The organism is Cupriavidus sp. GW823-FHT07A04, from assembly GCF_058794615.1.
Genome location: NZ_JBXAHA010000029.1, coordinates 24,357 through 41,979, shown reverse-complemented (window position 1 = coordinate 41,979; position 17,623 = coordinate 24,357). Strand labels below are relative to the sequence as shown.

At 66.8% G+C, this 17,623-nt stretch carries 15 protein-coding genes; 7 read left to right on the top strand and 8 right to left on the bottom strand.

Features of this window, described 5'->3' with window-relative positions; all coding sequences use genetic code 11:
• Nucleotides 1-8 precede the first annotated feature (8 nt).
• From AC1Q7Q_RS36305 to AC1Q7Q_RS36295, 3 genes are all read right to left on the bottom strand, one after another.
• On the bottom strand, nt 9-1,256 hold the full coding sequence (locus AC1Q7Q_RS36305; RefSeq protein WP_183031132.1) for a cation:proton antiporter: 1,248 nt from the start codon (nt 1,254-1,256) through the stop codon (nt 9-11).
• A 253-nt stretch (nt 1,257-1,509) separates the two neighbouring features.
• The gene (locus AC1Q7Q_RS36300) at nt 1,510-3,342 is read right to left on the bottom strand and encodes a methyl-accepting chemotaxis protein (RefSeq protein ID WP_492374623.1); all 1,833 of its coding nucleotides are present in this window, start codon (nt 3,340-3,342) and stop codon (nt 1,510-1,512) included.
• Nucleotides 3,343-3,553: 211 nt separating this feature from the next.
• On the bottom strand, nt 3,554-4,453 hold the full coding sequence (locus tag AC1Q7Q_RS36295; RefSeq protein ID WP_492374624.1) for a LysR family transcriptional regulator: 900 nt from the start codon (nt 4,451-4,453) through the stop codon (nt 3,554-3,556).
• 123 nt (nt 4,454-4,576) lie between these two features.
• On the opposite strand from AC1Q7Q_RS36295, the gene AC1Q7Q_RS36290 reads away from it, so the two are divergent.
• From AC1Q7Q_RS36290 to AC1Q7Q_RS36260, 7 genes are all read left to right on the top strand, one after another.
• Nucleotides 4,577-5,539 (top strand): tripartite tricarboxylate transporter substrate binding protein, encoded by a 963-nt coding sequence (locus tag AC1Q7Q_RS36290; protein ID WP_492374625.1) that lies wholly within the window; start codon nt 4,577-4,579, stop codon nt 5,537-5,539.
• Between the two features lie 84 nt (nt 5,540-5,623).
• Nucleotides 5,624-6,373: a PIG-L deacetylase family protein gene (locus AC1Q7Q_RS36285; RefSeq protein WP_150988240.1), complete on the top strand. Its 750-nt coding sequence runs from the start codon at nt 5,624-5,626 to the stop codon at nt 6,371-6,373.
• Nucleotides 6,370-7,083 (top strand): 4-carboxy-4-hydroxy-2-oxoadipate aldolase/oxaloacetate decarboxylase, encoded by a 714-nt coding sequence (locus AC1Q7Q_RS36280; protein WP_492374626.1) that lies wholly within the window; start codon nt 6,370-6,372, stop codon nt 7,081-7,083. The genes AC1Q7Q_RS36285 and AC1Q7Q_RS36280 overlap by 4 nt, the downstream gene beginning before the upstream one ends.
• Nucleotides 7,084-7,176: 93 nt before the next feature.
• Nucleotides 7,177-8,127: a LysR family transcriptional regulator gene (locus AC1Q7Q_RS36275; RefSeq protein ID WP_492374627.1), complete on the top strand. Its 951-nt coding sequence runs from the start codon at nt 7,177-7,179 to the stop codon at nt 8,125-8,127.
• Between the two features lie 182 nt (nt 8,128-8,309).
• The gene (gene tcuA, locus AC1Q7Q_RS36270) at nt 8,310-9,737 is read left to right on the top strand and encodes an FAD-dependent tricarballylate dehydrogenase TcuA (protein WP_492374628.1); all 1,428 of its coding nucleotides are present in this window, start codon (nt 8,310-8,312) and stop codon (nt 9,735-9,737) included.
• Nucleotides 9,724-10,896: a tricarballylate utilization 4Fe-4S protein TcuB gene (gene tcuB, locus AC1Q7Q_RS36265; RefSeq protein WP_492374629.1), complete on the top strand. Its 1,173-nt coding sequence runs from the start codon at nt 9,724-9,726 to the stop codon at nt 10,894-10,896. Before tcuA ends, tcuB begins: the two co-directional genes overlap by 14 nt.
• 140 nt (nt 10,897-11,036) lie before the next feature.
• Nucleotides 11,037-12,014: a Bug family tripartite tricarboxylate transporter substrate binding protein gene (locus AC1Q7Q_RS36260; RefSeq protein WP_492374630.1), complete on the top strand. Its 978-nt coding sequence runs from the start codon at nt 11,037-11,039 to the stop codon at nt 12,012-12,014.
• A gap of 66 nt (nt 12,015-12,080) precedes the next feature.
• Here AC1Q7Q_RS36260 and AC1Q7Q_RS36255 read toward each other — a convergent pair whose 3' ends face one another.
• From AC1Q7Q_RS36255 to AC1Q7Q_RS36235, 5 genes are all read right to left on the bottom strand, one after another.
• Nucleotides 12,081-12,479 (bottom strand): Zn-ribbon domain-containing OB-fold protein, encoded by a 399-nt coding sequence (locus tag AC1Q7Q_RS36255; protein WP_492374631.1) that lies wholly within the window; start codon nt 12,477-12,479, stop codon nt 12,081-12,083.
• A gap of 4 nt (nt 12,480-12,483) precedes the next feature.
• A complete protein-coding gene (locus tag AC1Q7Q_RS36250; RefSeq protein ID WP_150988223.1) occupies nt 12,484-13,650 on the bottom strand; it encodes a thiolase family protein in 1,167 nt (388 codons plus the stop codon).
• 135 nt (nt 13,651-13,785) lie between these two features.
• Nucleotides 13,786-15,339, bottom strand: coding sequence for a class I adenylate-forming enzyme family protein (locus AC1Q7Q_RS36245; protein WP_492374632.1), 1,554 nt, complete (start codon nt 15,337-15,339; stop codon nt 13,786-13,788).
• A gap of 277 nt (nt 15,340-15,616) precedes the next feature.
• Complete coding sequence (locus AC1Q7Q_RS36240) at nt 15,617-16,108, bottom strand: hypothetical protein (RefSeq protein WP_492374633.1); 492 nt, start codon at nt 16,106-16,108, stop codon at nt 15,617-15,619.
• A gap of 163 nt (nt 16,109-16,271) precedes the next feature.
• Entirely contained in the window at nt 16,272-17,570 is a 1,299-nt protein-coding gene (locus AC1Q7Q_RS36235) for an MFS transporter (RefSeq protein ID WP_492374634.1), read from the bottom strand.
• Nucleotides 17,571-17,623 lie beyond the last annotated feature (53 nt).

The following is a 17,623-nucleotide window of genomic DNA, read 5'->3' as shown; positions in this document are numbered from 1 at the left end:
CGTATCCGCTACGGCTTCGGGCTCAGCCCATTCAGGTGCTTGACCAGCTTGCCCAGCGTGGTGGCCTGGATCAGCAGGCTGAACACCACTACCAGGTAAGTCACGCCGATCAGCATCTCGCGGCCGGGGAACTCCGGCAGCGATAGCGCCAGCGCAATCGAGATGCCGCCGCGCAGGCCGCCCCAGGTCATGATGGTGGCCGAGTGCGGATTGAGCCGGCGGAAATTCTGCAGCGCCAGCAGCGGGATGGCCACGCTGATGCCGCGCGCAATCAGCACCACGGGAATCGCCGCCAGCCCCAGCCAGACGATATGCAGCTGCAGCGACAGCGCGATGATCTCCAGCCCGATCAGGCCAAACAGCACCAGGTTGAGCAACTCGTCCAGCAGGCCCCAGAAATTGAACAAGTGTTCGCGGGTCTTCTCCGACATCGACTTGCTGGTGCTATGGTTGCCGATCACCAGGCCCATGATGACCACCGACAGCGGCGCGGACACGTGCACCGCTTCAGCCAGGCTGTAGCCGCCGGTGGCGAGCGCCAGCGTGATCAGTATCTCGACCGGATAGCTGTCGATCCCGCGCAGCAGCACCGACGCCACATAGCCCACCACAATGCCCAGCACCACGGCGCCCAGCACTTCGCGCACCAGCGCGAGCGCCACGTGCGAAGCAGAGAATTCGGTGGCGCCGGTAGCTAGCCCCACCAGGGTCAGGAATGCCACCACCGCGGTGCCGTCGTTGAACAGCGATTCGCCCGCAATCTTGGTTTCCAGGCTTTCCGATGCGCCCGCGTTCTTGAGCACGCTGAGCACGGCGATCGGGTCGGTAGGGGAAATCAGCGCGCCGAACACCAGGCACCACAGCAGGCTGACCGGGTGGCCCAGCCACTGTGCGACATAGAAGAAGCCGAACCCGACCGCGGCGGTCGAGATCACCACGCCGACCGTGGCCAGCATGACCACGGCCCGGCGCTGGCGGCGCATGCGTGAGAGGTCGACGTGCAGGGCGCCGGCGAACAGCAGCAGGCTGAGCAGGCCGTGGAAGACCACGTCGGAGAAATCGATCTGGGCCACGAGCTTGCGGGCCTGCGCGACCATTTCGGGGTGGTTGAAGCCGAGGATGGACACGCTCAGGCAGGTCACCAGCCCGACGGCGGTGATGCCCAGGGTGTCGGGCAGCTTGATGAAGCGGTGGTTGATGACGCCGAAAATGGCGATGAGGGTGAAAAGGGCGCCAGTCCCTTGGAATACAGTCATGCGGGGAGTTCTCCTTGCAGATGGGTGATGCGGGTGTTTCAAGCATTACAAGCGTTACAAGCACTAGCGGCACTAGCGGCACTAGCGGCACTACTGGCAGTCCGCGTCGGGTGCGACGCTATGTGGATTTTGTGCCACATCAACCATATCAGCAATTGGGAAATTTCTTCAAGTGGCGCCCGCCTGACAAAAAAAAGAGGTTCAGCCGCCGCTGAACCCCCTTGCTTACCTGGCTCGCCGCTGCGTCAGCGGTTCAAGCCCCGGACCCCATCACGCCGCCATGCGCCCTGGCCAGGCGGAACTGGCCTACCGCATCGGCCAGCTTGTTGGCTTGCTCATGCAGGAAACCGGCGGCCGCCGAGGCTTGCTCGACCAGCGCCGCATTCTGCTGCGTTGCCCCGTCGAGCTGGCTCACGGCCTGGTTGACCTGCGTGATGCCCACGCTTTGCTCGCTGCCGGCATTCGAGATTTCGCGCAGCACCTGCTCGACCTGCTTCACGCTGGCCACGATGCTGTTCATGGTCTCGCCGGCGTCCCGCACCAGTTCCGCGCCCGAGTCCACCTTGGCCACCGATTGGCTGATCAGTCCTTTGATTTCCTTGGCGGCCTGCGCGCTGCGCTGGGCCAGCGTGCGGACTTCGCCAGCCACCACGGCGAATCCGCGTCCCTGTTCGCCGGCGCGGGCGGCTTCCACGGCAGCGTTGAGCGCCAGGATGTTGGTCTGGAAGGCGATGCCGTCGATGACCCCGATAATGTCGTGGATCTTGGCGGAGGCGGTCGAGATTTCCTGCATGGTGGTCACCACGCGAGAGACGGCATCGCCCCCCCGGTTGGCGACCTGGGAGGCCGCGGCCGCCAGCTCGCCGGCGCGCACGGCGGCCTCGGCCGAGTTTTGCACGGTGCCGGTGAGCTCGTCCATGGCAGCCGCTGTCTGCTCCAGGCTGGCCGCGGCTTGCTCGGTACGCGAGGACAGGTCGATATTACCCTGCGAGATTTCGGCGGTTGCCGTGCGAACCGATTCGCTGCTGTCCCGGATATCGATCAGCACCGTGGCGAGCTTGTCGGCAAACTGGTTGAACGCGCGGGCGATCTGCGTGACCTCATCGTTGCCGTCGGCCGGCAGGCGCTTGGTCAGGTCGCCGTGTCCGGAGCCGATTTCGTCCATCGCCTCGCGCACCTGGGACAGCCGCCGGAACGCAGAGGCAGTCATGACCGAGCCGACTCCCGCGGCGAGGAAGGCCACCGCCACCAGGGTCATGAACATGGCTTGCAGCACATTGCGCAGGCCGGCCAGGGCTTCGTCCTCATCCATGGCAACCACCACTTCCCAGTCGGAGTTCTTGACCGGCTCTGCATGCAGCAGCTTGGTGGCGCCCGCGATCTTGACTGCGAGGGGCTGCTCGGGATCCGACAGGCTGGCCAGGGCGTTCGCCGTCAGGTCGGCGGACAGATCGGTGGCCGGCTTGAGGTTGAGCTTGGCGTCCGGATGCGCCACGATGCGCCCGCTCTTGTCGGCCAGGAAGGCAAAGCTGGCCGGGGTGGGGTGGATGCCGTTCACGGTGGAGGTCACGGCGTCCAGGTTCACATCGGCAGCCACCACGGCCTTCAACTGGCCATTGGCCAGCACAGGCAGGGCCAGTGTCACCACAAGCTTCTTGCTCGCGACATCTTCATACGGCTGCGTGATGACCAGCTTGCCGGCGCTGACGGCGGCCTGGTACCACGGGCGGCCCGTGGGATCGTAGTCGGCCGGGATGCCGAGGTCGCGGGAAAACACCGCATGCTTGTCCGGGTAGCCCGCATAGGCCACGACAAAGCCGCCGGATCTTTCCAGCTGCGTGACCGCGGACATGGGATCGGTGGAAAGGCTCTCCGGGGATACGGCTTGCACCATGTCGGCCCGCGCGGTCAGCCACTCGGTGATGGCTTGCGCGTTGCCTTGGGTGATGGTAGCGAGGTTTTGCCGCAGCGTGCGTTCGTCGCTGTGCTTCGTGACTACGTAGGTGATGCCGGTGGATGCCGACAAGGCGGTGACAACGATGGCGACACAGGTCGCCGTAATGCGTGTACGGAGCGAGAGAAGCATGCGCGTTGGGTAGGGGGCGGTGGTTAAAAAAGGCCTCCGACAATTTTGTTGTCGGCCAGCATGCCCCGGCTAACGGAAGGCTGGAGGGGAACTGTAGGGGTGAAACGGCAATGTGCAGACATTTCGCCGTACTAGTGCATGGCGGCGCCCCGCGGCGTGGTGAATACGCCGCTATTGCGCAACGGGACTCAGTTTCCGCACCGGCCTTACCTCAGCCGCCAACCTCAAAAAATGCCAGGAACCGACGCATGATGGGTGACAGCGCCCCGGTGCGATGCGCCACCAGCACACGGCTGGCGGCATCCTGGCCAGCCAGTGGCCGATACGTCACGCCGGGGATGCCGGTGCGCGCGTAGATCTCCGGCAGCACCGATACGCCGGCGCCGCTCGCTACCAGACCAATGATGGTGGTCGCCTCGCGCGCCTCCTGGCCGATGCGCGGGGCAAAACCCGCCCGGTTGCAAAGCGTGGTGACGTGGTCGAACAGCCCGCAGCCCAGCCCGCGGGGGAACAGCAGGAAAGGCTGTGCGGACAGCGCGCCGATATCGATCCCGGCGTCGTCCACCGGGTTTGCCAGTGCGTGCGAGGCAGGCAGCACGGCGACCAGGCGGTCGGCCAGCACTTCGTGCACGGTGACGCTGGCGGGCGGGTAGAACTGGGGCGACGGTCGCAGGAAGCCAATGTCGATCTCACCTTTCTCCAGTCCTTGCAACTGCTGGCCGGTGGACATATGCACCAGCTCCAGCATGGCGCGCGGGTGGTCCACGCGGAACTGCTGCACCGCGCGCGGAAACGCGTCCTGCATCGGCACCGAGGCGGTAAAGGCCACGCGGATCTCGCCCGCCTCGCCGGCGGCAACCTGCCTGACCACCTCGCGGGCCTGCTCCAGGTTGGCGAGCGCCGCCCTGGCCTTGTCCAGGAACAGCGTTCCCGCCGGCGTGAGCGCCACATGGTGGCGGGACCGGTCCAGCAGCGGGCTGCCGAGTTCGTCCTCCAGCGCCTTGATCTGGGTGCTCAGCGGCGGCTGGCTGATATGGAGCTTGCGCGCGGCCTCGCTGAAGCTCAGCGCTTCGGCCACGGCGACGAAATAGCGGAGCTGGCGGAAATCCATTGCTTATATCGAAGTGAAATAACAAGGGGTTTGAAAACGTATTGGACAGTATCACGGCAGCTGCCCAGAATGCACGCAAGCGGCCTTGAGCCGAACGACAAATTGCACCATCAGGAGACAACCATGCTGCGCCGCCCCTACCTTGCCGGCTTCCTGGCCGCCGCGCTCTCGCTGGCCGCCAGCGCCCAGACCTACCCGGCCAAGCCCATCCGGCTGGTCGTGCCTTATGCCGCCGGTGGCGCGGTGGACATCGTGGCGCGCTCGGTCGGGCAAAAGATGAGCGTGCTGCTCAAGCAGCCCATCATCGTCGACAACCGCCCGGGCGCCAGCACCAATATCGGCATGGAGGCCGTGGCCAAGGCCGCGCCGGACGGCTACACCATCATGATGGCGTCCAATAGCCTGGCCACCAATGCGGCGCTGTTCGCCAAGCTGCCGTTCGACCCCGCACGGGATTTCACGCCGGTGGCGCGCGTGGGACAGGCCTCGCTGGTGCTGGTGGTGCCGGCAAAATCCAGCGTGACGTCGCTCAAGGGCCTGGTTTCCCAGGCGCAGGCCCAGCCGGGCAAGTTCAGCTATGCCTCGGCCGGCAACGGCAGCTCGGGCCATCTCGCCGGCGAGCTGTTCAAGGAAGCGGCACACATCGACGTGCTGCATGTGCCTTACAAGGGCGGCGCGCCCGCGATCACCGACCTGCTAGGCGAGCGCATTTCGTTCATGCCGATCAACCCGCTCGAAGTCATCACCCATATCCGCGCCGGCACGCTGCGCGCCATCGCGGTGGCAAGCGACCAGCGCACGCTGCTGCTGCCGGACGTGCCGACCTCGCGCGAGCAAGGCTTGCCGGGCTTCACCGCCTCGGTCTGGTGGGGGCTGGTGGCGCCGGCCAAGACGCCGCCGGCCGTGATCCATGAGCTCAATACCGCCGCCAATGCTGCGCTGGCCGACCCCGATGTGCGCAAACAGCTCGCGCAACTGGGCGTAACCATCCTGCCGGGCACGCCTGAAGCTTTCGGCCAGTTCGTGCGCGGCGAAACCGCCACCTGGAACGGCGTCATCCGCAAGGCGGGCATCACGGCCGACTGAGGCCTCACGCGCATCCGACGATCCTACGATCCGACACGACCCAATACGATCCAATACGACCTAACAAGATCCAAGAGAGTCCCCATGTCCGACATCCAAGCCCAAGCCCAGCCGGACGCGCAGCGTCCCTCGATCCTGGTGGTCAGCGCGCACGCCGCCGATTTTGTCTGGCGTGCCGGCGGCGCCATCGCCCTGTACGCCGAGCGCGGCTACAACGTCAAAATCGTCTGCCTGTCCTTTGGCGAGCGCGGCGAGTCCGCCAAGATGTGGCGCCAGCCGGGCATGACCATCGAGCGCGTCAAGGCGGCTCGGCATGAAGAAGCGCAGCAGGCCGCCGACATCCTGGGCGCGACGCTGGAGTGCTTCGACCTGGGCGACTACCCCATGCGCGTGACCGACGCAGCGCTGCTACGCCTGGCCGATCTCTACCGCGCGCTGCGGCCCGAACTGGTGTTGAGCCACTCGCGCGAGGACATCTACAACTTTGACCATCCGCTCGCCACGCACGTCGCGCAGGAAGCGCGGGTCATCGCCCAGGCGCATGGCTATAAGCCCGAGGTGCCGGTGATCGGCGCGCCGCCTGTGTTCCTGTTCGAGCCGCATCAGCCTGAGCAATGCAACTGGAAGCCCGACGTGCTGCTCGATATCTCCTCGGTGTGGGAAAAGAAGCAGCGCGCCTTCGCCACCATGGCGGCGCAGGAGCACCTGTGGGAGTACTACACCCGCGTGGCGCTGCAGCGCGGCGCGCAGGCCGCGCGCAACTCCGATCGCAAGGTGAAGTACGGAGAAGGCTATGCGCGCGTGTTCCCGCAGGTAGCACAGAGCCTGTCATGAAGACCATCGCCTATCGCAACATCCTGCGCGCGGCCGCCGCGGACATCGACGCACTGGGCACCGCCGGTGTCGCCACGGTGCACGAGGCGCAGCGCCGCACCGGGCTGATGAAGCCATACATGCGGCCAATCCAGGCCCGCGCCGCCATTGCCGGCAGCGCCGTGACGGTGCTGATGCATCCCGGTGACAACTGGATGATCCACGTCGCGGTGGAACTGGTGCAGCCCGGCGACGTCCTGGTGGTGGCGCTGGTCAGCGACTGCACCGATGGCTTGTTCGGCGACCTGCTGGCCACCTCGCTCAAGGCGCGCGGCGCGCGCGGCCTGGTGATCGACGGCGGCGTGCGCGATGTGGCCACGCTCAATGCCATGGGCTTCCCGGTCTGGTCGCGGGCGGTTTCGGCGCAGGGCGCGGTCAAGGAAACCGTGGGCGCGGTCAATGTGCCGGTGGTCTGCGCCGGCGCCCACGTGCGGCCCGGCGACGTGATCGTGGCCGACGACGACGGCGTGGTGGTGGTGCCGCGCCCGCTCGCTGCCGAGACCGCGCTCCGTGCCGCCGAGCGCGGTGCCATGGAGGAGGGTAAGCGCACTACGCTGGCCTCCGGCGTGCTGGGGCTGGACATGTACCAGATGCGCGAGGCGCTGGCGGCCAAGGGCCTGGTGTACGCCGACCAGACCGTGGACTGGTACAGCGGTTTCGACGAGGCCTGACCGGGCGGCCGCAGCCGGTTCGCTATCTGGTATAAGCGTCGCAGACACAAATCCAGACACGATTCCAGACACGAATCCAGGCCGGGGAACCCGATGGAACTGCGCCAGCTTCAGTATTTCGTCCGCGTGGTGGAGCTTGGCAGCATGAGCCGCGCGGCGCTCGACCTCGATATGGTGCAATCCGCCATGAGCCAGCAGATCAGCCGTCTGGAGAGCGAGCTGGCCACCCGGCTGCTGCGCCGGACCACGCGCGGCGTGACGCCCACCGAGGCCGGGCTGGCCTTCTTCCGCGAGGCTCAATTGGCGCTGCGCCATGCCGAGCAGGCCAAGCGCGCCGCCCACCATGCGCGGCTGTCCGGCACGGTCAGCGTGGGGCTGGCGCCCACCACGGCTTCGGTCATCGGAGTGCCGCTGATGCGCGCCATGCGTGAGCGCTATCCGGATGTGCGCCTGCATATGGTGGAGAGCCTGTCCGGCCACCTCGGCGCCATGCTCAACGCCCGCCAGCTCGACCTGGCCGTGCTGTTCGACACCGTTGTAGCGCGCCGCTGGAGCGTGACGCCGCTGCTTGAGGAAACCCTGTTCCTGATCCGCTCGCGCCGCGCGCTGCCGGCCGAGGTTGACGCCGAGGCGCCGCTTCGGCTGCGCATGGCGCAGTTGCGGGACGTGCCGCTGATCATGCCCACCGGCCTGCATGGGCTGCGCAGCACGCTCGATGCCGCCTTCGCCCGCGTGAAGATCGTGCCGCAGGTGGTGCAGGAGGTGGATTCGCTGGCCATGCTGATGGACGCCGTGGACCTCGGGTTTGGCGCCACCCTGCAGCCCTGGGCCGCGGTGGGGCGCTATGCCGATGCGCAAGCGCGTTTCCACCTGGCCGAGATCGCGGACCCCAAGGTGCGGCGCCAGAACGTGCTGTGCAGCCTCTCCGACGACGAACTATCGCCCGCCGCGCTGGCCTTGCGCGTGGTACTGGCCGACTGCGCCCGCGAACTGGTGCGCTCCGGCGCCTGGCGGGGGGCTCGGCTGCTTGGGCCGGAGGGATGATGCACGTGCCCCGGGGGGTATCACGATTCGTGATGCCCCCATGCGATCCGGGGGCTTAGCAGGACGCTAGCGGGCCGCTACAGTGCGGGCATCCCCACCGGAACCCTCATCGTGCTGTCCATCATTCAAATCCTGGAGCCGCCCCTGCCGGCTCTCCCGAGCCTTGCCGGAGGCGCGCACCCATGATCGACGTCCTGGTCATCGGCGGCGGCAATGCCGCCTTGTGCGCGGCCCTGATGGCGCGCGAAGCCGGCGCCAGCGTGCTGCTGCTGGAAGCCGCGCCCCGCGAGTGGCGCGGCGGCAACTCCCAGCACACCCGCAATCTGCGCTGCATGCACGACGCGCCGCAAGACGTCCTGATCGAGGCCTATCCCGAAGAGGAATACTGGCAAGACCTGCTTAAGGTCACCGGCGGCCTGACCGACGAGCGCCTGGCCCGCCTGGCCATCCGCGCCTCGTCGACCTGCCGCGACTGGATGCGCAGCCACGGCGTGCACTTCCAGCCGCCGCTGTCAGGCGCGCTGCATGTGGCGCGCACCAATGCCTTCTTCATGGGCGGCGGCAAGGCGCTGGTCAACGCGTACTTCCGCAGCGCCGAAGCCCTTGGCGTCAAGGTGCGCTACAACGCCCCGGTGGACGCCATCGAGCTGGACGGCGGGCGCTTCAAAGCCGCTCGCATCGGCAGCGAGCGCATCGAGGCGCGCAGCTGCGTGCTGGCCGCCGGCGGCTTCGAGTCCAACCGCGCATGGCTGCGCGAGGCCTGGGGCCAGAACGCCGATGGTGACTGGCCGGCCGACAACTTCCTGATTCGCGGCACGCGCTTCAACATGGGCGTGCTGCTCAAGTTCATGATCGAAGCCGGCGCCGACGCCATCGGCGACCCTTCCCAATCGCACTGCGTGGCCATCGACGCGCGCGCGCCGCTGTACGACGGCGGCATCTGCACGCGGGTGGACTGCGTCTCGCTGGGCGTGATGCTCAACCGCAATGCCGAGCGCTTCTACGACGAAGGCGAGGATTTCTGGCCCAAGCGCTACGCCATCTGGGGGCGGCTGGTCGCGCAGCAGCCCGGACAGATCGGCTATTCGATCATCGACGCCAAGGCCGTGGGCCGCTTCATGCCGCCCGTGTTTCCGGGGGTGCGCGCCAACACGCTGCCGGAACTGGCGCGCCAGCTCGGGCTGGACGAGGCCACCTTCATGCGCACCATCGAGGCTTACAACGCGGCGTGCCGTGTCGGCACATTCGACCACACCGTGCTGGACGACTGCCACACCGAGGGCATCGCCCCGGCCAAGACCCACTGGGCGCGGCCGATCGATACCGCGCCGTTCTTCGGCTACGCCCTGCGCCCCGGCATCACCTTTACCTACCTCGGCCTCAAGGTGAACGAGCACGCCGCCGTGCACTTCGGCGGCAAGCCCAGCGCCAACCTGTTCGTTGCCGGCGAGATGATGGCCGGCAACGTGCTCGGCAAGGGCTATACGGCAGGTGTCGGCATGGCCATCGGCACCGCCTTCGGGCGCATCGCCGGCACCCAGGCCGCCGCCGCCGCGCTCGGGCGGCCAAACCACAACGCATTCCAGGAAGAGCAGCATGCAACATCTTGAAGCGCTGACGCGCGAAGCGGCGGCACTGGCCCAGGGCGCGCTGCCGCTCAGCAGGGACGAGGCCGAGGTGGGCCGCGTCATGCAGATCTGCAATGCCTGCCGTTATTGCGAAGGTTTTTGCGCGGTGTTTCCCGCCATGACGCGCCGGCTGGAGTTCGGCAAGGCCGATATCCACTACTTGTCCAACCTGTGCCACAACTGCGGCGCTTGCTATCACGCCTGCCAGTACGCGCCACCGCACGAGTTCGCGGTCAACGTGCCGCAGGCCATGGCCAAGGTGCGGGTCCAGACGTATTCCGACTACGCCTGGCCCGCCGCGCTCGGTAGCCTGTACCGCCGCGCTGGCCTGGCCACCGCGCTGGCGCTGGCAGCCGGGCTGGCGTTGTTCCTGGCGATGGTGCTTGCCATGCGTGGCAGCCTGCTGCACGCACCGCTGGCCGGCAACTTCTACGCCATCTTCCCGCACAACCTGCTGGCGGCGATGTTCGGCCTGGTGTTCGGCTGCGCGGTGCTGGCGCTGGGCGTGGGCGTGACGCGCTTCTGGCGCAGGGTCTCGCCCGGCGAGCTGCAAGGCGAGGCGCGCGGCCCGGCCATCGGCGGCGCCGCGCACGATGCATTGCGGCTGCGCTATCTGGACGGCGGCCACGGCCAGGGCTGCAACAACGCGGACGACACGTTCACGCTGTGGCGCCGGCGCTTCCACCATTTCACGTTCTATGGCTTCATGCTGTGCTTTGCCGCCACGGCGGTCGCCACCCTGTACCACTACCTGCTGGGCCTGCATGCACCGTATGCGCCCACCAGCCTGCCGGTGTTGCTGGGCACGGCCGGCGGCATCGGCTTGCTGATCGGCCCGGCGGGCCTGCTCTGGCTCAACCTGAAGCGCGACCCGCGCACCGGCGATGCCGCTCAGAAGCCGATGGACCGCGGCTTTATCGCGCTGCTGTTTTTCACCAGCCTGACGGGGCTGGCGCTGCTGGCCTGGCGCGACACCGAGGCCATGGCGCTGCTGCTGGCGGTGCACCTGGGCGTGGTGATGGCGTTGTTCCTGACGTTGCCTTACGGCAAGTTCGCGCACGGCATCTACCGCAGCGCGGCGCTGCTCAAATGGAATATCGAAAAACGCCGGCCCAGCAACCTGGCGCTTGGCTCGGACTGAAATCCGCGGCCACGGCCGGATCAGCGGGCCGGAGCCGCCTGCATAGGAGGCAACAGCGCCGCCGGCCACCCGCATTGTCGTAGCGACTGCCATCCCCTCCCGATACCCATTCGAATACACGAAATACACAGGAGACATCCATGAAGCGAATCTGCACCTTTGGCATCGCGGCCTGCGCGCTGGCCGCGGCCATGCTGGCCCTGCCAGCCGGCGCCCAGGAGTATCCGGCCAGGCCGATCACCCTGGTTGTGCCGCACCCCGCTGGCGGGACATCCGACATTCTTGCCCGCACCGTTGCCGCTGAGATCGGCAAGACCCTCGGGCAGACCGTGCTGGTGGAAAACCGGGGTGGGGCCAACGGCACCATTGCCGCCAAGCAGGTTGCGCAGGCCGCGCCAGACGGCTACACCTTGTTGCTGGCCACCGCCAGCACGCACGGCATCAATCCCACGCTGTACCGGAAGATTTCCTACGATGCGGCGAAGGACTTCGCACCCGTCGCGCTGCTGGCCACCGTGCCGAACGTGCTGGTGGTGGGCAAGCGCGTTCCGGTCCGGAACCTGCCTGAGTTGACCCGCTACATCAAATCGAAGGCGGGAGGGGCCAATATGGGTTCGGCCGGCGCCGGCACGCCGGGGCATCTGGCGGGTGAGATGTACAAGGATGAGGCGGCATTGTCATTCCTGCATGTGCCCTACAAGGGCGGCGCGCCAGCCATTACGGATCTGGTTGGCGGCCAGATAGATTTCATGTTCACCACGGTGCCGGCTGTGCTGCCGCATATCAAGGCGGGTGCGGTGCGGGCACTGGCCGTGACCTCGCCGGCGCGCAGTGCGGCGCTGCCCGCGGTGCCGACCATGGCGGAATCGGGACTGCCGGGTTTCCAGGCCGTGTCGTGGCATGGCGTGGTGGCGCCTGCCGGTACGCCACCGCCGGTGCTGGACAAGCTGAGCAAGGCGATTGCCGCAACTCTGGTCGTGCCCGAGGTCAGGAAGCGGCTGGCGCAGGAGGGAGCCGAAGCCGGCACGCTTACCCGGGCGGACTTCGGCAAGTTCATCGTCGCGCAGATCGGCACCTGGGGCAGCGCGGTCAGGTCGTCCGGAGCCAGCGTGGACTGATGGGGACTGACACCCCATGTGAATGGCGCCGCGGCTTGGCCGCGGGCCTTCTTGCGTTGATGCCGCTCAGCGCGGCGTGAAGGTAGGCACCGGCGGCCCGTCGTCCGTCGGCGTGAACGTCAGCGTCACTTCCTGCCCGATGCGCACGGTATCCAGGTCGCAATCCACGATGTTGGTCATCATGGTCACGCCTTCTTCCAGCGTCACATAGGCAATGCAGAAGGGCGTGGGGCCGGCACGGCGGGTGACGCTGAACGAGTAGATGGTGCCGCGTCCCGAGGCCTGCTTCCATTCGGTCTCGCCCATGCAGAACGGGCACAGCGTGCGCGGGTACCAGTGGGGCTTGCCGCAGGATTTGCAGTGCTTGACCAGCAGGCGGCCCGCGCGGGCGGCTTCCCAGAACTCGGTGTTGTCCGGGGCGACCTGCGGTGCTTTGAGGGGAGTGGCGGTGTAAGGTGTGCTCATCTTATTACTCCCGTTCCAGGATGACGGTGGCGCTGCCGTGGCGCGAGCCGAGGTAGCCGCCGGTGCCTTGGGCCAGGGCCAGGTCGCAGTTCTTGACCTGCACGGCGGGATGGGCTTCGCCGCGCAGCTGGCGCACCGCTTCGATCACCTTGGTGATGCCGCCGCGGTTGGCCGGGTGGTTGTTGCACAGGCCACCGCCGTCGGTGTTGAAGGGCAGCTTGCCCACGCCGGAGATCAGGTTGCCGTCGGCCACGAACTTGCCGCCTTCGCCCTTCTTGCAGAAGCCCAGGTCTTCCAGCTGCATCAGCACGGTGATGGTGAAGCTGTCGTAGATCGAGGCGTACTTGATGTCGGACGGGCGGATGCCGGCCTCTTCAAACGCGATCGGGCCGGAGATGGCGGCGCCCGACCAGCTCAGGTCGACCATGCCGCCGAGCTGGCCTTTGACGGCTTCGCCGGCGCCGCGGATCTTCACCATGGGGCGCTTGAGCTTGGCCGCGATTTCCGGGCGGGCGACGATCAGCGCGCCGCCGCCATCGGACACCACGCAGCAGTCGAGCTTGCGCAGCGGATCCGAGATCATCGGCGAATTCAATACGTCCTCCACCGTCACCACATCGCGCAACATGGCGTGGGGATTGTGCTGCGCGTGGTGCGAGGCCGCTACCTTGATCCAGGCAAGCTGTTCGGCGGTGGTGCCGTACTGGAACATATGGCGCATCGCCACCATCGCGTACAGGTTCACGGTCACCGGGCTGAACGGCGCCTCGAACGGCTGGTCGGGCAGGTTCGCGCCCCAGTTGCGCGCCTGCGTGCCGCTCGAGCCTTCCGAGCGTGGGCGGCCTGCCAGCGTGATCAGCGCCACATTGCACTTGCCGGCGGCGATGGCCTGCGCGGCGTGCGAGACATGGACGATATACGCCGAGCCGCCGGTATCGGTGGAGTCGACGTGGCGCACCTTCAGGCCGAGGTAATCGACCATATTGAGCGCGCCAAGGCCAGGCGCGTCACCCGCGCAAAAGTAGCCGTCCACGTCCTGCAGGGTGAGGCCGGCGTCCTCCAGCGCGCCCTTGGCGGATTCGGCGTGCAGTTGCGCGACGGATTTGTCCGGTGCCTTGCGGGTCGGGTGCTCGTAGGCCCCGACGATATAAGCCTTGCCGTTGATGCTCATGGGTCTCCCTAGTTGTTGTCCCGGGTAAGTTGGTGTGCGGTGATGACTATGGACTATGGACTATGGCCTATGAACTATGGCCTATGAACTATGGCTATAACCGAAGTCCTGTGTTCTTGTTTGGTGCCGCGAGTGTCAAGGTGCGCGCCCGTATTGCTCGCGCAGATCGCGCTTGAGCACCTTGCCGATGGCGTTGCGCGGTAGTTCCTGCGACAGCTCCAGCGCGGCCAGGCGCTGCATTTTCTCCAGCCGGCCATTCACCCAGTCCAGCAGCGCGGCGGCTTGGGCGATGGCGCCGGGCCGCAGCACCACGAAGGCGACGGGCGTCTCGCCCCAGCGTTCCGAGGGCACGCCGACCACCGCCGCGTCCGCGATGTCGGGATGCCCGAGCAGCACCGCTTCGATGTCGCTCGGATAGATGTTGAAGCCGCCCGAGATGACCATGTCCTTCTTGCGGTCCATCAGGATGAGGAAGCCGTCGGCATCGAAGTAGCCAACGTCGCCGGTGCGGATGAAGCGCTTGCCGGTGGCGTCGAACCACTCGGCCTCGGCGGTCTTCGCTGGATGATTGTGGTAGCCGGACATCATCGCGGGGGAATGCCCGACGATCTCGCCTGGGGTGTCGCGCGGCGCATCGGCGGGGAGCTCGCGGCCTTGATCGTCCAGCAGCCGCATATCGGTGTCCGGCGAGGGGCGCCCGACCGTATGCAGCTTGTCCGGGTGCTCATGCGCGCGCAGCTCGCAGCGCCCGCCGCCCTCGGTCATGCCGTAGTACTCGATCAGCGCGCCGGGCCAGCGTGCCAGCACCTGCGCCTTGAGCGCGGCGGCAAAGGGCGCGCTGGTGCAGAACTTATAGCGGAACGATGACAGATCGGTGCTGGCGAAGTCGGGGTGGGCCAGGATGCGCTGGTATTGCACCGGCACCAGCATGGTATGGGTGACGCGGTATTGTGCGGCCAGCGCCAGGTACTGGCCGGCATCGAACTTGCGCATCAGCACCACGGTGCCACCCAGCGACAAGGTGGGGAACAGGCTGACCAGTGTGGTGTTGGAGTACAGCGGCGTGGATAGCAGCGCCACGGTGTCCGGGCCATAGCCGCCCTGGGTGGCGCGCTGCACATGCGACGAGCGCATGCCGAACGGCTGGATGATGCCCTTGGGCACGCCGGTGGTGCCGGATGAATAGATCAGGTTGAAAGCCCAGTCGGGCTGAACGTTGACCGGAGCCGGCCGGGCATCTTCGGGGGCCAGCCACTGGCCAAAGGCAAGGCCCGCGTGGCTGTCGTCCAGTGCGATGCAGGGAATGCCGAGCTCGGCCTCCAGCCCGTGCAGGGCCTGGCGCGTGCTGGCATCGATCAACAGCCGGCGCGCCCCCGAGTCCTGCACCATGCCGCGCAGCGTCTGCGGGTTGAGCGAGGGCGACAGTGGTGCCACCGCTACGCCTGCCCGCAGGCAGCCGAGGAAGGCGGCAACGTATTCGATCGACGTCGCGGCGCAGATGGCGACGGCGCCTTGCGCCGGCACACCGTCTCGCTGCAGCGCGGCGGCAACGCGGTCGGCAAGCCGGTTGAGGCTGGCGAAATCCACGCTGCGTTCATCCAGCACCACGGCCGGATGCCGCGGCCGCAGCGCGGCTTGGGCGTCGACGAGGGCGGCGAGAGGGGTGAAGTCAGTGCTTGTCGGTGACATAGGGCTGCCGTTGGGCTCTTGGGGTGTGCTTGGGTGTCTCATTCATGGCCGGCCTGCCGCGGCTGTGAAAGAGTGTCGCGCCTTGTGCCGGGTTCGACAATTTGGCTTTTTGGAAGAGGGGCTTGCCGGGAATCGTTGTTGCGGCGCACAAAATGGCGCGGAAGGGGCAAGCCAGGGGACAAGCTAGGGGACAAGCTAGGGGAGGGGCGCTGCGCGGGGAGACGGAGTGAAAACCAACGTGCGGGGTGGCCCTCGATGGAGCCACCCTATGGCGGAATCAGCCCATGGCCAAGGCCGCCGCGCTCATCTGCTGCTCGGGCGAGGTCTTTTCCATGGACTTGGCCAGCGCGCCACTGGCGCTGGATATGGCACCGGTAAGCGAACTCATGGCCTGGTTCAGCGCTGCCAGGCGGACCTGCTTCTGGTCGGCAGAGAGGTTCTGGGCCGAGGCCACGGCTTGCAGTTCCTGCTGCTTGCGCGCCAGTTCGTCGCGCAATTCACGGATTCGCTTGAGCAGGTCCTTGGCCGTATCCGGCAGGTTGCTGTTGTCGATATCACTGTTGCGGCCGCTGGAGCCGGCCGGCTTGCCTGACGCCAGCGTGCGGCCAGCCGAAGAAAGATCGACATGGATGCCATCGGACGGCTTGCCGCCGCCCGACTGGCTGGCGGGCGTTGCGTGGCTGGCGGTGGCAAGGCTGGCTGCGCCGGCCAGGGCCGTGGTGGCGGCAAACTGGCCGCCGGTGGAGGACGCCGGATCGATCGTGCTCATCGGGTTGATTCCTTCAGGTAGTGCGCGAACGCACGGGAGGCGGCCGCGCGCGGCGCACCTGGGTACCCGGAATTAACGAACTCGTGAAGCGGATCTGTAGGGCAATACAGGTAATTTTGTGATGCTGGCGGCGCCAAATACAGCAATAAGTTGATGATGGAGCTCAAAAAGCCGATGCTACGGGACGCGCCTTGCGATAAAGGATGAGGGTGGCCAGCAGCCCGCATGCCGCGGCAAAACTCATCCAGTAGCCCGGCGCGGCCTTGTCGCCGGTCACCTCGATCAGGTAGGTCGAGACCGCCGGCGTAAAGCCGCCAAACACCGCCGTGGCAAGGCTGTAAGCCAGCGAGAAGCCGGCCACGCGCACCTCCACCGGCATCACCTCGGTCAGGGCCACCACCATGGCGCCGTTGTACATGCCAAAGAGGAAGGACAGCCACAGCAGCACGATCAGCATGCGCTCGAAGCTCGGCGCGCCCGCCAGCCACGACAACGCGGGATAGGCGGTGACCAGCGCGATGGCCGAAATGGTCAGCAGGATAGGGCGGCGGCCAATGCGGTCGGACAGGGCACCGCCGATGGGCAGCCAGATAAAGTTGGAAATGCCTACGCAGAGCGTGACGGCCAGGCTGTCGGCCGTGCTGAGCTTGAGCACCGTCTTGCCGAACGTGGGCGTATAGACAGTGATCAGGTAGAAGGTGGTCGTGGTCATTGCCACCAGCAGCATGCCGGCCAGCACCGTGCGCCAGTTGCGCAGCATGGAGTCGAATACTTCGCGCGTGCTCGGATGGTGCCGGCGCGTACGGAACTCTTCGGTCTCCTGCAGCGAGCGGCGCAACACGAAGAGGAACGGCACGATCAGGCAGCCGATAAAGAACGGAATACGCCAGCCCCATGCGCCCAGTTCATCGGTCGTCAGCCAGTGGTTCAGCCCAAAGCCAAGCCCGGCCGCGACCACGATGGCGATCTGCTGGCTGGCCGACTGCCAGGCGGTATAAAAGCCCTTATGGCCGGGTGTGGCCATTTCGGCCAGGTAGACCGATACGCCGCCCAGCTCGGCGCCCGCCGAGAAGCCCTGCAGCAGTCGCCCGATCAGCACCAGCAGCGGCGCCAGCACGCCGATGCTGGCATAGCCCGGCACGAGCGCGATCAGGATGGTCCCGCAGGCCATGAGCGACAGCGTCACGATCAGGCCCCTGCGGCGTCCCACCTTGTCGATATAGGCACCCAGCAGGATGGCGCCGAGCGGGCGCATCAGGAAGCCTGCGCCAAACACGGCGAAAGTCAGCATCAGCGAGGCGAACTCGCTGTTTGCCGGAAAGAAGGTGTGAGCGATGTAGGTGGCGTAGAAACCGAACAGGAAGAAGTCGAACTGTTCGAGGAAGTTACCGCTGGTAACCCGCAGGACCGCGCCCAGCTTTGAGGATCCAGGCACTGCCGCGCCTGCCATTTCCGCTTGCATCGCCAGTCTCCTTCGCCACGACGTCCCGGCTATCCGCCGCCTTTCGCGAAAGG

What these genes read in the sequence shown, in the direction of transcription:
- AC1Q7Q_RS36255 (WP_492374631.1), bottom strand. Translation starts at nt 12,479, where the DNA reads ATGAGCACACCTTACACCGCCACTCCCCTCAAAGCACCGCAGGTCGCC.
- AC1Q7Q_RS36295 (WP_492374624.1), bottom strand. Translation starts at nt 4,453, where the DNA reads ATGGATTTCCGCCAGCTCCGCTATTTCGTCGCCGTGGCCGAAGCGCTG.
- tcuB (WP_492374629.1), top strand. Translation starts at nt 9,724, where the DNA reads ATGCAACATCTTGAAGCGCTGACGCGCGAAGCGGCGGCACTGGCCCAG.
- AC1Q7Q_RS36280 (WP_492374626.1), top strand. Translation starts at nt 6,370, where the DNA reads ATGAAGACCATCGCCTATCGCAACATCCTGCGCGCGGCCGCCGCGGAC.
- tcuA (WP_492374628.1), top strand. Translation starts at nt 8,310, where the DNA reads ATGATCGACGTCCTGGTCATCGGCGGCGGCAATGCCGCCTTGTGCGCG.
- AC1Q7Q_RS36240 (WP_492374633.1), bottom strand. Translation starts at nt 16,108, where the DNA reads ATGAGCACGATCGATCCGGCGTCCTCCACCGGCGGCCAGTTTGCCGCC.
- AC1Q7Q_RS36250 (WP_150988223.1), bottom strand. Translation starts at nt 13,650, where the DNA reads ATGAGCATCAACGGCAAGGCTTATATCGTCGGGGCCTACGAGCACCCG.
- AC1Q7Q_RS36235 (WP_492374634.1), bottom strand. Translation starts at nt 17,570, where the DNA reads ATGCAAGCGGAAATGGCAGGCGCGGCAGTGCCTGGATCCTCAAAGCTG.
- AC1Q7Q_RS36245 (WP_492374632.1), bottom strand. Translation starts at nt 15,339, where the DNA reads ATGTCACCGACAAGCACTGACTTCACCCCTCTCGCCGCCCTCGTCGAC.
- AC1Q7Q_RS36285 (WP_150988240.1), top strand. Translation starts at nt 5,624, where the DNA reads ATGTCCGACATCCAAGCCCAAGCCCAGCCGGACGCGCAGCGTCCCTCG.
- AC1Q7Q_RS36260 (WP_492374630.1), top strand. Translation starts at nt 11,037, where the DNA reads ATGAAGCGAATCTGCACCTTTGGCATCGCGGCCTGCGCGCTGGCCGCG.
- AC1Q7Q_RS36300 (WP_492374623.1), bottom strand. Translation starts at nt 3,342, where the DNA reads ATGCTTCTCTCGCTCCGTACACGCATTACGGCGACCTGTGTCGCCATC.
- AC1Q7Q_RS36275 (WP_492374627.1), top strand. Translation starts at nt 7,177, where the DNA reads ATGGAACTGCGCCAGCTTCAGTATTTCGTCCGCGTGGTGGAGCTTGGC.
- AC1Q7Q_RS36305 (WP_183031132.1), bottom strand. Translation starts at nt 1,256, where the DNA reads ATGACTGTATTCCAAGGGACTGGCGCCCTTTTCACCCTCATCGCCATT.
- AC1Q7Q_RS36290 (WP_492374625.1), top strand. Translation starts at nt 4,577, where the DNA reads ATGCTGCGCCGCCCCTACCTTGCCGGCTTCCTGGCCGCCGCGCTCTCG.